Origin of the sequence: Streptomyces sp. CY-1, from assembly GCF_047218265.1 — a bacterium.
Lineage (GTDB): Bacteria > Actinomycetota > Actinomycetes > Streptomycetales > Streptomycetaceae > Streptomyces > Streptomyces niphimycinicus.
Genome location: NZ_CP178393.1, coordinates 9,020,153 through 9,032,837, shown reverse-complemented (window position 1 = coordinate 9,032,837; position 12,685 = coordinate 9,020,153). Strand labels below are relative to the sequence as shown.

Sequence of the window (12,685 nt, the reverse complement as noted above, 5' to 3'; positions counted from 1 at the left end):
CACCTCTCCCATACGAGCTGACGTTCAGCGATGAGCCGATGGTCAGCGCTTGGCGCCCGCCCATGCGTACTGAGCGGCCAGATCCTCCTTGACCTCCGCGAGCTGGGCCCGCACCGCCACGGGGGCGGTGCCGCCGCGGCCGTCGCGCGCGGCCAGCGCGCCCGGCACATTGAGGACGCCGCGGACCTCGGGCGTCAGATGCGGGGAGATCTTGGCGAACTGCTCGTCGGTGAGCTGGTCGAGCTCGATGCCCGTCAGCTCGCACTCCTTGACGCATTCCCCCGCGACCTCGTGGGCCACCCGGAACGGCACGCCCTGCCGCACCAGCCATTCGGCGATGTCGGTGGCGAGCGAGAACCCGGCCGGGGCCAGCTCCTCCATGCGCTCACGGTTGACGGTCAGCGTCGCCATCATCCCGGTGAAGGCCGGGAGCAGCACCTCGAGCTGGTCGCAGGAGTCGAAGACCGGCTCCTTGTCCTCCTGGAGGTCGCGGTTGTACGCGAGCGGCAGGGCCTTGAGCGTGGCCAGCAGCCCGGTGAGGTTGCCGATCAGCCGGCCGGACTTGCCACGTGCCAGCTCCGCGATGTCCGGGTTCTTCTTCTGCGGCATGATCGAGGAGCCGGTGGAGAAGGCGTCGTGGAGGGTCACGAAGGAGAACTCCTTCGTGTTCCAGAGGATGATCTCCTCCGCGATCCGCGACAGATCGACGCCGATCATCGCGGTGATGAACGCGAACTCGGCGACGAAGTCACGGGAGGCCGTGCCGTCGAGCGAGTTGGCGGACGAGCCCCGCTCGAAGCCGAGGTCGGCCGCGACCGCCTGCGGGTCGAGCCCGAGCGAGGACCCGGCCAGCGCGCCCGAGCCGTACGGCGAGACGGCGGTGCGCTCGTCCCACTGCCGCAGCCGCTCCGCGTTCCGCGACAGCGCCTGGACATGGGCGAGGACATGGTGGGCGAAGAGCACCGGCTGGGCGTGCTGGAGGTGCGTACGGCCGGGCATCGCGACATCGGGGTGTGCCTCCGCGAGCCCCACCAGGGCCTGCTGGAGGTCGGCGATCAGCCCGCCGAGGATCCGGGCGTGGTCGCGCAGATACATCCGGAAGAGGGTGGCGATCTGGTCGTTGCGGGACCGTCCGGCCCGCAGCTTGCCGCCGAGGTCCGGGCCGAGCCGCTCCAGCAGCCCGCGCTCCAGCGCGGTGTGCACGTCCTCGTCGGCGATGGTGCCGGTGAAGTCGCCGGAGGCGACATCGGCCTCCAGCCGGTCCAGGCCCGCCAGCATCCGCTCCAGCTCATCGGCGGTGAGCAGCCCCGCCGTGTGCAGCACCCGGGCGTGGGCGCGGGATCCGGCGATGTCGTACGGCGCCAGGCGCCAGTCGAAGTGCACGGAGGCGCTGAGCTTCTCCAGTGCCTCGGACGGGCCGTCGGCGAAGCGGCCGCCCCAGAGCCGGACGTCGCCGCTGTTGCCGTTGCTCACGCTGTTGCTCCTCAGGCCAGGTGGTGTGCGTCCGCCTCCCCGCCGCGGGGCGGGAAGGCGGCTTCGATGTGGTCGCGCACGTCTCGTACGTCTCGCACGTCTCGTACGCGGGCTTGACGCCGGTACGCAGGCTACTGGTGCAGATCCCGCTTCGCGGCGATCTTGCTGGACATCCCGAAGATCTCGATGAAGCCCTTGGACAGCGACTGGTCGAAGGTGTCGCCGCTGTCGTAGGTCGCCAGGTTGAAGTCGTAGAGCGACGCCTGCGACTTCCGCCCGGTGACGACGGCCCGGCCGCCGTGCAGGGTCATCCGGATCTCGCCGGAGACCTGCTCGTTCGCCTCGGTGATGAAGCCGTCCAGCGCCCGCTTGAGCGGCGAGAACCACAGACCGTCGTAGACCAGCTCGCCCCAGCGCTGCTCGACCTGCCGCTTGTAGCGGGCCAGCTCGCGCTCGACGGTGACGGCCTCCAGCTCCTGGTGGGCGGTGATCAGCGCGATGGCGCCGGGCGCCTCGTAGACCTCCCTCGACTTGATCCCCACCAGCCGGTCCTCGACCATGTCGATCCGGCCGACGCCCTGGGCGCCCGCCCGCTCGTTGAGCCGCTGGACGGCCTGGAGCACGGTGACCGGCTCGCCGTCGATCGCGACGGGGACGCCCTTGTCGAAGGTGATGATCACCTCGTCGGCCTCGCGCGGGGTGGCCGGGTTGGAGGTGTACTCGTACACGTCCTCGATCGGCGCGTTCCAGATGTCCTCCAGGAAGCCGGTCTCCACGGCCCGCCCGAAGACGTTCTGGTCGATCGAGTACGGGGACTTCTTGGTGGTCGCGATCGGCAGGCCCTTGGCCTCGCAGAAGGCGATCGCCGCCTCCCGGGTCATCGCGTAGTCCCGGACCGGCGCGATGCAGGTCAGGTCGGGTGCGAGGGAGGAGATGCCCGCCTCGAACCGCACCTGGTCGTTCCCCTTGCCGGTGCAGCCGTGGGCGACGGTCCCGGCGCCGTGCTTACGGGCGGCGGCGACCAGGTGCTTGACGATCGTCGGCCGCGACAGCGCGGACACCAGCGGGTAGCGGTCCATGTACAGCGCGTTGGCCTTGATCGCCGGAAGGCAGTACTCCTCGGCGAACTCGTCCTTGGCGTCCGCGACCTCCGCCTCGACCGCCCCGCAGGCGAGCGCGCGCTTGCGGATGACGTCCAGGTCCTCCCCGCCCTGGCCGACGTCCACGGCGACGGCGATGACCTCGGCACCCGTCTCCTCGGCGATCCAGCCGATGGCGACGGAGGTGTCCAGGCCGCCCGAGTAGGCGAGTACGACGCGCTCGGCCACGGGTGCCTCCTTACGATCCATTGACGATCCATGCATGCTTGAGCATAAGTATGCACTGCGCCGCATGGTTCGTCAAAGCGAGAGGTGACGCGAGCCGCGGCGCGTGGCCGCAAGCCTCCGCATTACAGCGCGACACGATGCAATGCGCCGCATTACACTGGAGCCATGAAAACCATCACGCAGCGCGAACTGGCGGCCCGCTCCAAGGCGGTGCTCGACGATGTGGAAGCGGGCGAGACGTACCACGTGACCAGGAACGGCGTCGAAATCGCCGAGGTCCGCCCCCTGGAGACCCGTCGCCGTCGCTTCGTCCCCGTCCAGGAACTTCAGCGCGAGTGGCGCAACGCCCCGCGCGTGGATCACGCCGCGATGCGGGCCGAAGCCGATGCCTTCTTCCGCGACGAGGACCGGGTCAGCGAACAGGATGACCCGTGGGGGAAGTCAGGTGGCTGAACATGTGAGGGAACAACGGCCGCAGGGTCTGCTGGACACCTGTGTTGTCATCGATCTCGTGGACATCCCGTCGGACCGGCTCCCGGTCGAGGCCGCCGTCCCCTCCGCGGTCCTTGCCGAGCTGACCCAAGGCGTCGCCATGGCCACTGATCCGGTGGAGACGCTCACCCGAGCGCAGCGCGTGGCCGACATCGAGGCGCGTTTCTCCACCGTCCCCTTCGACCGGGAAGCCGCCCGCCGATACGGCACCATGGTCGCCCTGACGCTCAAGGCCAACCGCAATCCTCGTCCGCGCCGCATGGACCTCATGATCGCTGCCACCGCCGCCGCGCACGGACTGCCGCTCTACACACGGAACCCGGACGACTTCAAGGGCCTGGAGAGCGGCCTTGAGGTCATCTCCGTCTGACCGGGCGCGCGGACCGCTCGTGCCGCCGACGGGGTGATGTCACCATGGTCGGTGCTGGGGAGAGACCGCTGCGGACCGAAGGGGAGTCGGGGCCCGTGCAGAAGAAGCAGATGATGGTGCTCGGCGCGATCGTGGTGGGGGTGATGGTGATCAACAACCACGGTGACGGCAACACCCGCGACGGCAAGTCGCCGAATCCGCATCAGACGGCCCGGTATCCGGTCCACTTCGAGAAGAAGAAGGACGACGGGAAGGGCACCAAGAGCGGGAAGGGCAGCAAGAAGCAGCCCATACCGCGCTCTACGGTGTCCTACCCGATCAAGTTCGACCATCGGTGACATCGTTCGCGGTTCCCCGGCGCTGGAACGCGACGGCGACTCCCGCCCGCCCAGGGCCGTTCATGGCGCCGTGGGACGACGTTCGGAACCGGAACGCACGCTGACCGCCATGAATCACCTGAATACTGCCCCCAGTCGACGCAGATTCCTCGCCGTGGCGGCCGGCCTCGGCGCCACGGCCGCCGCCGGGACGTCCGGGGTGGCGGCCGCCGCCACGGGTCCGCGGCCACTACGCGTGGCCACGTTCAACATCCACCACGGCGCGAGCCCCGCCGACGTACCGGACCTGGAACGCGTCGCCCGGGTGATCGAGGACCTGCGGGTGGACGCCATCGGCCTCCAGGAGGTCGACCGGTACTGGAAGCGCAGCGGCTTCACCGACCAGCCCGCCTGGCTGGCCGAGCGGCTGGGGATGCATCACGTCTTCGGCGCCAACCTCGACTTGGACCCGGAGGAGCCCGGGCGACCGCGCCGTCAGTACGGCACCGCGGTGCTCTCCCGGGGGCCGATCCGGTCGTGGACCAACACCCACCTTCCGCTCGTCCCCGGCCATGAGCAGCGCGGTCTGCTCCAGGCCACCCTGGACGTGCGCGGCATCCGCGTCGAGTTCGCCGTGACGCATCTCCAGCACGACGACAACAAGGAGCGCGAGCGGCAGGCCGCCCGGATCGTCGAACTCCTCGGGTCCTCCCCCGAACACACCGTCCTGGTCGGCGACCTGAACGCCACGCCCGGGACCCCGGAGATCGGGATCCTGACCGGCGCGCTCGACGACGTATGGCCGCGGGCCGGCAGCGGCGACGGCTTCACCTACGACGCCCTCGACCCGCACGCCCGTATCGACTTCCACCTCGCCTCCCGCGATCTGCGCCCGCTCACCGCCCAGGTGGTCACGGCCGACCCGGAGGCGTCCGACCATCTGCCAGTGGTGAGCGAGCTGCGGATGCCCGTACGCCGCCACCGCCGGTGAATCCCGGAACCTGTGATTCCGGGCCCGAACCTGTGAACCCCGACCGAAACCTGTGAATCCCGGCGGCCTTTGAGTCATCCCGTGCTCGCGGCCGTATTCCCTTGCGCCGGAGCCCAAGGGAAGGGGACAGGCCGTGACGACGCTACTGAACAGCCGGGCCGGGCGGCGGCAGGCCATGCGCCGCATCCAGCCTCGCCGTTCGCCGGCCGTGCCGTTGATCCTGCTCAGTTGGGCGGGCGCGGCGGCGGTGCTGTCGCTGTGGTGGCAGAACACTCCGAACGTCGAGGGCACCGCACAGTGGCTGACCCACGCCGGGCGGCTCAGCGGGCTGCTCGGTGGCTATGTCCTGGCCCTCGTCGTCCTCCAGATGGCGCGCGTTCCGGCCCTGGAGCGGCGGGTGGGGTCGGACCGGGTGGCGCGGTGGCACGCGATGAGCGGGCGGTACGCGCTGTGCCTGATCGTGGCGCATGTCGGGCTGATCATCGCGGGATACGCGGAACAGGCCGGCACCGGCTTCGTCGACCAGTCGGTGACCGTGGTCACGGACTACCCGGACATGATCAAGGCGACGGTCGGCACCGGGACGCTGGTCGTCATCGGGCTGATCTCGGCCGGGATGGTGCGCCGCCGGATGTCGTACGAGGTCTGGTACTACCTGCATCTGCTCACCTACGCCGCGGTCTTCCTGACCTTCTGGCACCAGCTCGCGACCGGTGCGGAGTTCGTCGGGAACCAGACCGCGGAGACCGCCTGGTACGCGCTGTACGGCACGGTCACCGCGCTGGCGCTCTGGTACCGGCTGCTGGTGCCGCTGCGGCTGAATCTGCGGCACCGGATGCGGGTGGAGGCCGTCGTACCGGAGGCGCCCGGGGTGGTGTCGGTGCTGATCAAGGGGCGCAAGCTGCACCGGATCGGGGCACAGGCCGGGCAGTTCTTCCGGTGGCGGTTCCTGGCCCCGGGCATGCGCTGGGGCTCCCATCCGTACTCGCTCTCCGCGCCGCCCCGGCCCGAGCTGCTGCGGATCACGGTGAAGGCGGTGGGCGGCCACAGCACCGGACTGGCCTCGCTCCAGCCGGGGACGCGGGTGTGGGCGGAGGGGCCGTACGGCGCGATGACCGCGGCACGGCGCAGCCAGGGCAAGGTGCTGATGATCGCGGGCGGGGCCGGGATCACCCCGATCCGGGCGCTGTTCGAGACGCTGCCGGGCAAGGGCAGCGATCTCACCCTGCTGTACCGGGCCCGCAGCGTCGGGGATCTGGCGCTGTGGAACGAGCTGAAACAGATCGCGACCGAGCGCGGGGCCCGGCTGCTGTACGCCGTGAACGGCCCGGACGGCGCCCGGCCGGAGATCACCGCGGAGCGGCTGGGCCATCTGCTCCCCGATATCGAGGACCACGACGTCTATTTGTGCGGCCCACCGGGCCTGGCCGAGCACGCGTACGGGGCGCTGCGTGAGGCGGGCGTTCCGGATCGCCGGATCCACCACGAATCCTTCGAGCTGTGACCGAGACATTCGAGCCGTGACCCAGTTGTTCGAGCCCCCAGTCGTTCGAGCTGTGACCGAGGGGAAGCCTTGACTTCCGCCTCCGCTTATAGGCGGGGGATTCCAGCGGTTGCCCGCTGGGGTTCCTGCTTCACCGACGACCGCCCCGTCCGGGAGGACTCCCGTTGAGGTCTCACACCGTCTCCACAGGCAGACACCGCCAGCCCGGCGGCCAGGATATTGCGTGCCGCGTTCACATCGCGGTCATGCACGGTGCCGCAGTCGCACGTCCACTCACGGACGTTCAACGGCAGCTTCCCACGGACCGTGCCGCAGGCCCCGCACAGCTTGCTGGACGGGAACCAGCGGTCGACCGTCACGAGTTCACGCCCGTACCAGGCGCACTTGTACTCCAGCATCATGCGCAGATCCGTCCACGCCGCATCCGAGATGGCACGCGCAAGCTTGCCGTTCTTCAGCAGGTTACGGACGGTCAGGTCCTCGATCACGACCGTTTGGTTCTCACGGACGAGACGAGTCGACAGCTTGTGCAGGAAGTCCCGGCGCCGGTCAGCGATCCGCGCATGCACCCCTGCGACGCGGCGGCGGGCCTTCTCCCGGTTCGCCGAGCCCTTCGCCTTACGGGACAGCTCCCGCTGCGCCTTCGCGAGCCGCTTACGGTCGCGCCGTTCGTGCCGGGGGTTGGCGATCTTCTCCCCGGTGGACAGGGTCACCAGAGAGGTGACCCCGGCGTCGATACCGACCGCCGCGTTCGTGGCGGGGGCCGGGGCGATGGTGTCCTCGACGAGCAGGGAGACGAACCAGCGCCCGGCGGCGTCGCGGGACACCGTCACCGTCGTGGGCTCGGCACCCTCCGGGAGGGGACGCGACCAGCGGATGTCCAGCGGCCCGGCCGTCTTCGCCAGCGTCAGGCGCCCGTCGCGCCACGTGAAGGCACTGCGGGTGTACTCCGCCGACGCCCGCGACGTCTTCCGCGACTTGTAGCGCGGATACTTGGCCCGTTTGGCGAAGAAGTTCCCGAACGCCGTCTGAAGATGGCGCAGCGCCTGCTGGAGCGGGACCGAGGACACCTCCGCCAGGAAGGCCAGTTCCCCGGTCTTCTTCCACTCCGTCAGCGCGGCGGACGACTGCACACAGGAGATGCGACGCTGCTCGCCGTACCAGGCCCGCGTGCGCTCATCCAACGCCTTGTTGTACACGAGGCGGACGCAGCCGAACGTGCGCGACAGCTCGGCCGCCTGCTCGTCCGTGGGGTAAAAGCGGTACTTGAACGCCCGCTTGACCTGCTGCGTCACACCTCACACTCTATCAGCTCGCGTGTGAGTAGCGGATGTCGGCCGGAATTCGGTGAACGCCGGATCGCCCTGACGGCGATCCGGCCTTCCCTGCCCTGCTCCGCAGGAGCTTCGTTTCCTCCCCGGCCTGAAAGGCCGGGGTATCCACGAAGGAGTCCCGATGAAGAGGAAGCATCCGCTGCGCCGCATCGTCCTGGGCACGGCCGCCACCGTCTCCGGTGTGGTGCTGCTGCTCGCACTGAAGCAGCCGGGTTCGGGGGGCGGTGGCGCCGTCGCCCAGAACCAGCCGGGGCAGGCGCCCCCGGTCGCGGCCACGGCACCGCCGGGCGGCGGCGCGGGGGCCGGGGCGGGCGCGGGCGGCGCCCGTACGGTCACCGGCGACGTCGCGCAGACCCAGTACGGCCCGGTCCAGGTGAGCCTGACCGTCAGCGGCGGGAAGATCACCGGCGCACAGGCGGTCAAGACGCCGAACTCCGGGCCGCGGAGCGAGCAGATCGCCAAGGACTCCATCCCGAAGCTCAATCAGCAGGCGGTCTCCGCGGCGAAGGTGGACACGGTCTCCGGTGCCACCTACACGAGCGAGGGCTATGCCAAGTCCTTGCAGAGCGCTCTCGACAAGGCGGGTGCCCGATGACGTACCAGACGGACCGACCCGAGCCGCTGCGCCATGTCGAGCACGTCATGGGCACGGTCTTCTCCTTCGACCTACGCGAGGTCGCGGCCGCCGACCGGCCCCGGGTGCAGGCCGCGCTGGACGGGGCCGTGGTGGGGCTGCACCGGGTGGACGAGCTGTTCTCCACCTATCGCCCGGACAGCGAGATCAGCCGGCTGCGGCGCGGTGAGCTGACGCTGTCGCGGTGCGACCCGGAGGTCCAGGATGTGCTGCGGATGTGCGAGGAGGCCGAGCACCGCAGCGGCGGCTGGTTCAGCGCCCGCTACGCCGGTGGCCGGCCCGATCCGACGGGCCTGGTCAAGGGCTGGGCCGTGGAGCGCGCCGCCCGGATGCTGGTCTCCTCGGGCGCCGGGTCGGTGTGTGTGAACGGCGGCGGCGACGTCCAGGTGCACGGCGGCCCCTGGCGGGTGGGCATCGCCGATCCGCTGCGCCGGGGCGAGCTGGCGGCGGTCGTGGAGGCACATGGCGAACTGGCCGTGGCCACCTCCGGCCCGGCCGAGCGGGGCTGCCACATCCTGGACCCGCGCACCGGACGCCCCCCGGCCCAGGGCCTGGCCTCGGTCACCGTGATCGCCACCAGCCTGGCCGACGCGGACGCCTGGGCCACGGCGGCCTGCGCGATGGGCGCCGACCGCGCCCGCCCCTGGCTGGGACGGCTCGCCGACGCCGAGGCGTTCGTCATCACCGCCGACGGCGCCACCTGGCACACCAGCGGCTTCGCCCGCTATACGGCGGGGCTGTGCGTGTAGGGCCGGTGTCCGATCCGAGCGTCCCACTGACACTCCGAGCGGGAGTACTCAGGCACTCTGAGCAGGAGTACTCAGGTACCCGCCCCTCCCCTCCCCAGTGCGCTGCTTGGGAGTGGAGTCCGCTGCCTGTCAATACCGCACTCACCAGGAAATGTGAACCGGGCAGCCGCATGGTCCGGCGTCATGTGCGCTCCTAGCGTCGTGGGTGACAGCTTCGTCCGATCCGAGGAGCACCATGCGCGTCCCGTCCGCGGCCACCATCAGCCTGGGTCTGGCCGGTTTACTCACCGCGGCCGTGCCCGCCACGGCCGCACCACGTCAACCCACTGACGGTGCCCCTGCCCACCACCAGCGCCTCGTCTGGGGGCCCTGCTCAAAGGCTCAGACGGAGCTGAACGCGGCGGGGGCGGAGTGCGCCAAGGTGACCGTCCCCCTCGACTACTCCGACCCCGGCGGCCGTACCATCCAGGTCGCGATATCGCGGATCAAGGCCACCTCCACGGCCGGCAGGCGCGGCATTCTGCTGTCCAACCCCGGTGGCCCCGGCGGGACCGGTCTCGCCAACACCCTCGCGCTCCGCCCGGCGCTGAAGGAGGTGGCGGACACTTACGACCTGATCGGCTTCGACCCGAGGTTCCTCGGCGAGAGCACCCCCATCCGTTGCGCGCCCGGACATCCCTCGCCGCCACCCGGCCCGGTCACCTCCCCGCGCGAGGACTTCGAGGAGACGGTCCGGTCCGCGCGGGACACGGCTCGGCGCTGCCAGGAGTACGGGGACAACGCGGAGCTGCTGCCGCACGCCTCGACCCGGAACGTGGCCCGCGACATGGACGCGATCCGGGCCGCGCTGGGCGAATCCGGACTGTCCTACTACGGCGTCTCCTACGGTGCCGACCTGGGCGCCGTATACACCCAGTTGTTCCCCCGCCGGGCCGACCGCGTGGTCATCGACTCCTCCACCGATCCGGCCGCCACCCAGTACGAGCTGTTCCAGCGGGCCGGCGACCCGCTGGAGGCGGGGCTGGACGAGTGGGCCGGATGGGCCGCCCGGCACAACGACCGGTACCGGCTGGGCTCGACCGGCAGCCAGGTGCGGGCCACCGTTCAGGAGCTGCTCGATCACGCCGAGCGCCGACCGGTGGCGGTCGGCGGACAGCATCTGAACGCCCCCGTGCTGCGGCTGTTGCTCCGGCAGCTCGTCCAGCACCAGGAGAACGACGCCGCCCTGGCCTCGGTGGTGCGCGATCTGGCCGACGCCGACGCCGGGAAGCCGGTCGAGCCCGGCCCGGAGCTCGCCGCCATGCTCCAGTTGCTCAACTCGCCGGACCTGGAGGACAGCATGGTGGGCGGGGCGCTGTTCATGTGCGGTGACGGCGGCTGGCCCGCTGGAGGCTGGCCGAAGAACCCGGAGACGTACTGGCACAACAGCGTTCGCAGCCGCGCCACGCAGCCGGTCTTCGGCCCGGTGGTCAACGGGATGATCGCACCGTGCGCGTTCTGGAAGACCGAACCGCGCGAGCCGGGCACCTCCATCCACAACAACGTGCCCGTCCTGATGTTGCAGGCCCGTCGCGACAACAACGTCCCCTACGACGGCGCCCTGGCACTGCACCGCAGGCTCACCGGCTCGCGCCTGGTGACCGCGGACATCCGCTCGCACGGTGTCTACGGGCGGGGCATCGACGGCCACCAGCCCGTCCCCTGTGCCGACCAGGCCGTCAACGACTACCTGCGCGGCGGAACGCTGCCGGCCGACGACATCACCTGCGCCCCCACGGGAGCCGCCCGATGAGCCCGAGGGGACCGGTCATCAGCCGGCGCAAGGGTATGGCGGCTGCCGCGGCGGCCGTTCTGGTGGGCACCGGCTCCGGCACCGCCTCGGCGGTGCCCACCGCCGCGCGGCCACGCGGACACGACGCCCTCCAGGCCGACGTAGACGCGATCCGGGCGACCGGGGCCACCGGAGTGCTGGCGGAGGTGCGCAGCGCGCGGGGGCGCACCCTCGCGCGGGCCGGCACAGCGGATCTGACGGCCGGTCGCCCGGTGCCCTGGGACGCCTATTACCGCCTCGGCAGCGACACCAAACCCTTCACCGCCACCATCGCCATGCAGTTGGCCGGCGAAGGCAGACTCGCACTGACCGACGCCGTCGAACGGTGGCTGCCAGGGGTGGTCAAGGGGAACGGCAACAACGGCGGCAAGATCACCATCGCCAATCTGCTCCGCCAGACAAGCGGCCTGAACGACTACCTCGCCGCAGCGGGCGGAGAGGACGTGTTCACCCCCGAGGGCTACCTCAAGACACGGTTCCGGGCCTCCACGCCGCGGGAACAACTGGAGGCCGCCCTGAGCGAGCCTCCGCTGTGGGTGCCGGACGCCGCCGACCCGGCGGAGGAACAGCGCTGGGGCTACTCCAACACCAACTACGTCATCGTGGGCCTCATCATCGAACAGGTCACCGGAAACCCCTGGGCCCAGGAGATCCACGAACGCATCATCGAACCGCTCGGGCTCAGGAACACCCTCATTCCGGGCACCTCCGCGTATGTCCCGCAGCCGACCGCGACGGCATACACACAGTTCCCCGGCAGCCCGCATCTGACCGACACCTCCCTCGCCTCCGGCGGCGGCGCGGACGGCGGCATCATCAGTACCACCCACGACCACGCCGTCTTCCTGCGCGCGCTGCTGGGCGGCCGGCTGCTGCGCCCCGCCCAACTGTCCGCGATGAAACGGACCGTGGCGGCCGACGGCTGGATTCCGGCCGACGGCGTGCGCTACGGCATGGGCATCGCCTGGCGGCCCGGGGGACGGAACGGCGAGGGCATATGGTTCCACGGCGGAACCCACCTCGGAATCGTCTCGGAGAGCGGCGTCACAGCCGACGGCAGCCGCGCCGCGACCACCGCCACTTTCACGCTGCGCACCGACGAGGCACCAGCCGAGGCCCAGGCCAGGGCCGCCCTCCGCCTCGTCGACCACGCCCTGGCCCAGTGATGGCCGCTGATCTCCGTCGATGTCACGTCCCGGTGCTTCCACGACGACGACACACCGAGCGGCTGACCGTCACGGCGCTCACTCCTGGCCGCGGATCGCCTCGGCCAGCACCTGGACATGGCCGTGCTCGAGGTCCTTCACGGCCGTGAGGAGGGTCAGGGGGCCGGAAGTGGCCAGGGCGTGGAGGTGGTCGACGGCCGCCTGGCGCTCCGGGGTGGTGAGTTCGGCGCGGTAGCGGCGGGTGAATTCGGGGAAGCGGTCCGGTTCATGGCCGTACCAGCGGCGCAGTTCGGTGGAGGGTGCGACGTCCTTGGTCCATTCGTCCAGGTGGGCGTCGGCCTTGGCGAGGCCACGGGGCCAGACGCGGTCGATCAGGACACGGGTGCCGTCGTCCGGGCCGGGGGTCTCGTACACCCGGCGGATACGGATCGCGGGCCCGGTCGCGGACGCGCGCGCGGAGGCTTTCTTGGCGGCCATACACCCATGGAACCATCGC

General features: G+C 70.7%; 13 protein-coding genes. 9 read left to right on the top strand and 4 right to left on the bottom strand.

Annotated elements, in window-relative coordinates:
* Nucleotides 1-42: 42 nt before the first annotated feature.
* Nucleotides 43-1,473: an argininosuccinate lyase gene (gene argH / locus ACK1X7_RS38775; RefSeq protein ID WP_364008878.1), complete on the bottom strand. Its 1,431-nt coding sequence runs from the start codon at nucleotides 1,471-1,473 to the stop codon at nucleotides 43-45.
* A gap of 131 nt (nucleotides 1,474-1,604) precedes the next feature.
* Nucleotides 1,605-2,801 (bottom strand): argininosuccinate synthase, encoded by a 1,197-nt coding sequence (locus ACK1X7_RS38770; protein ID WP_385153794.1) that lies wholly within the window; start codon nucleotides 2,799-2,801, stop codon nucleotides 1,605-1,607.
* Between the two features lie 165 nt (nucleotides 2,802-2,966).
* Here ACK1X7_RS38770 and ACK1X7_RS38765 point away from each other — a divergent pair, with 165 nt between their 5' ends.
* From ACK1X7_RS38765 to ACK1X7_RS38745, 5 genes are all read left to right on the top strand, one after another.
* Nucleotides 2,967-3,254 carry a type II toxin-antitoxin system Phd/YefM family antitoxin gene (locus tag ACK1X7_RS38765; RefSeq protein ID WP_413116372.1) on the top strand — a complete coding sequence of 96 codons (288 nt, stop codon included), beginning with the start codon at nucleotides 2,967-2,969 and terminating at the stop codon, nucleotides 3,252-3,254.
* The gene (locus ACK1X7_RS38760; protein ID WP_390795334.1) at nucleotides 3,247-3,663 is read left to right on the top strand and encodes a type II toxin-antitoxin system VapC family toxin; all 417 of its coding nucleotides are present in this window, start codon (nucleotides 3,247-3,249) and stop codon (nucleotides 3,661-3,663) included. The genes ACK1X7_RS38765 and ACK1X7_RS38760 overlap by 8 nt, the downstream gene beginning before the upstream one ends.
* Nucleotides 3,664-3,758: 95 nt before the next feature.
* On the top strand, nucleotides 3,759-4,001 hold the full coding sequence (locus ACK1X7_RS38755) for a hypothetical protein (RefSeq protein ID WP_361501660.1): 243 nt from the start codon (nucleotides 3,759-3,761) through the stop codon (nucleotides 3,999-4,001).
* Nucleotides 4,002-4,110: 109 nt separating this feature from the next.
* The gene (locus ACK1X7_RS38750; RefSeq protein WP_390795333.1) at nucleotides 4,111-4,971 is read left to right on the top strand and encodes an endonuclease/exonuclease/phosphatase family protein; all 861 of its coding nucleotides are present in this window, start codon (nucleotides 4,111-4,113) and stop codon (nucleotides 4,969-4,971) included.
* Nucleotides 4,972-5,146: 175 nt separating this feature from the next.
* Nucleotides 5,147-6,475, top strand: a complete 1,329-nt coding sequence (locus tag ACK1X7_RS38745) for a ferredoxin reductase family protein (RefSeq protein ID WP_390795346.1) — start codon at nucleotides 5,147-5,149, stop codon at nucleotides 6,473-6,475.
* Nucleotides 6,476-6,561: 86 nt separating this feature from the next.
* On the opposite strand, the gene ACK1X7_RS38740 is transcribed toward ACK1X7_RS38745, so the two are convergent.
* Nucleotides 6,562-7,770, bottom strand: coding sequence for an RNA-guided endonuclease InsQ/TnpB family protein (locus ACK1X7_RS38740; protein WP_413116371.1), 1,209 nt, complete (start codon nucleotides 7,768-7,770; stop codon nucleotides 6,562-6,564).
* A 160-nt stretch (nucleotides 7,771-7,930) separates the two neighbouring features.
* Between ACK1X7_RS38740 and ACK1X7_RS38735 the strand changes: the two genes are divergently transcribed.
* The 4 genes from ACK1X7_RS38735 to ACK1X7_RS38720 all read left to right on the top strand — a co-directional run bounded on the left by ACK1X7_RS38735 (nucleotide 7,931) and on the right by ACK1X7_RS38720 (nucleotide 12,189).
* Nucleotides 7,931-8,404, top strand: coding sequence for an FMN-binding protein (locus tag ACK1X7_RS38735; protein WP_413116370.1), 474 nt, complete (start codon nucleotides 7,931-7,933; stop codon nucleotides 8,402-8,404).
* Nucleotides 8,401-9,192 (top strand): FAD:protein FMN transferase, encoded by a 792-nt coding sequence (locus ACK1X7_RS38730; RefSeq protein ID WP_390795330.1) that lies wholly within the window; start codon nucleotides 8,401-8,403, stop codon nucleotides 9,190-9,192. Before ACK1X7_RS38735 ends, ACK1X7_RS38730 begins: the two co-directional genes overlap by 4 nt.
* A 235-nt stretch (nucleotides 9,193-9,427) precedes the next feature.
* Nucleotides 9,428-10,984 (top strand): alpha/beta hydrolase, encoded by a 1,557-nt coding sequence (locus ACK1X7_RS38725; protein WP_216343672.1) that lies wholly within the window; start codon nucleotides 9,428-9,430, stop codon nucleotides 10,982-10,984.
* A complete protein-coding gene (locus ACK1X7_RS38720; RefSeq protein WP_413116369.1) occupies nucleotides 10,981-12,189 on the top strand; it encodes a serine hydrolase domain-containing protein in 1,209 nt (402 codons plus the stop codon). Before ACK1X7_RS38725 ends, ACK1X7_RS38720 begins: the two co-directional genes overlap by 4 nt.
* A gap of 78 nt (nucleotides 12,190-12,267) precedes the next feature.
* Here ACK1X7_RS38720 and ACK1X7_RS38715 read toward each other — a convergent pair whose 3' ends face one another.
* Entirely contained in the window at nucleotides 12,268-12,666 is a 399-nt protein-coding gene (locus ACK1X7_RS38715) for a DUF488 domain-containing protein (protein WP_385147830.1), read from the bottom strand.
* Nucleotides 12,667-12,685: the final 19 nt, after the last annotated feature.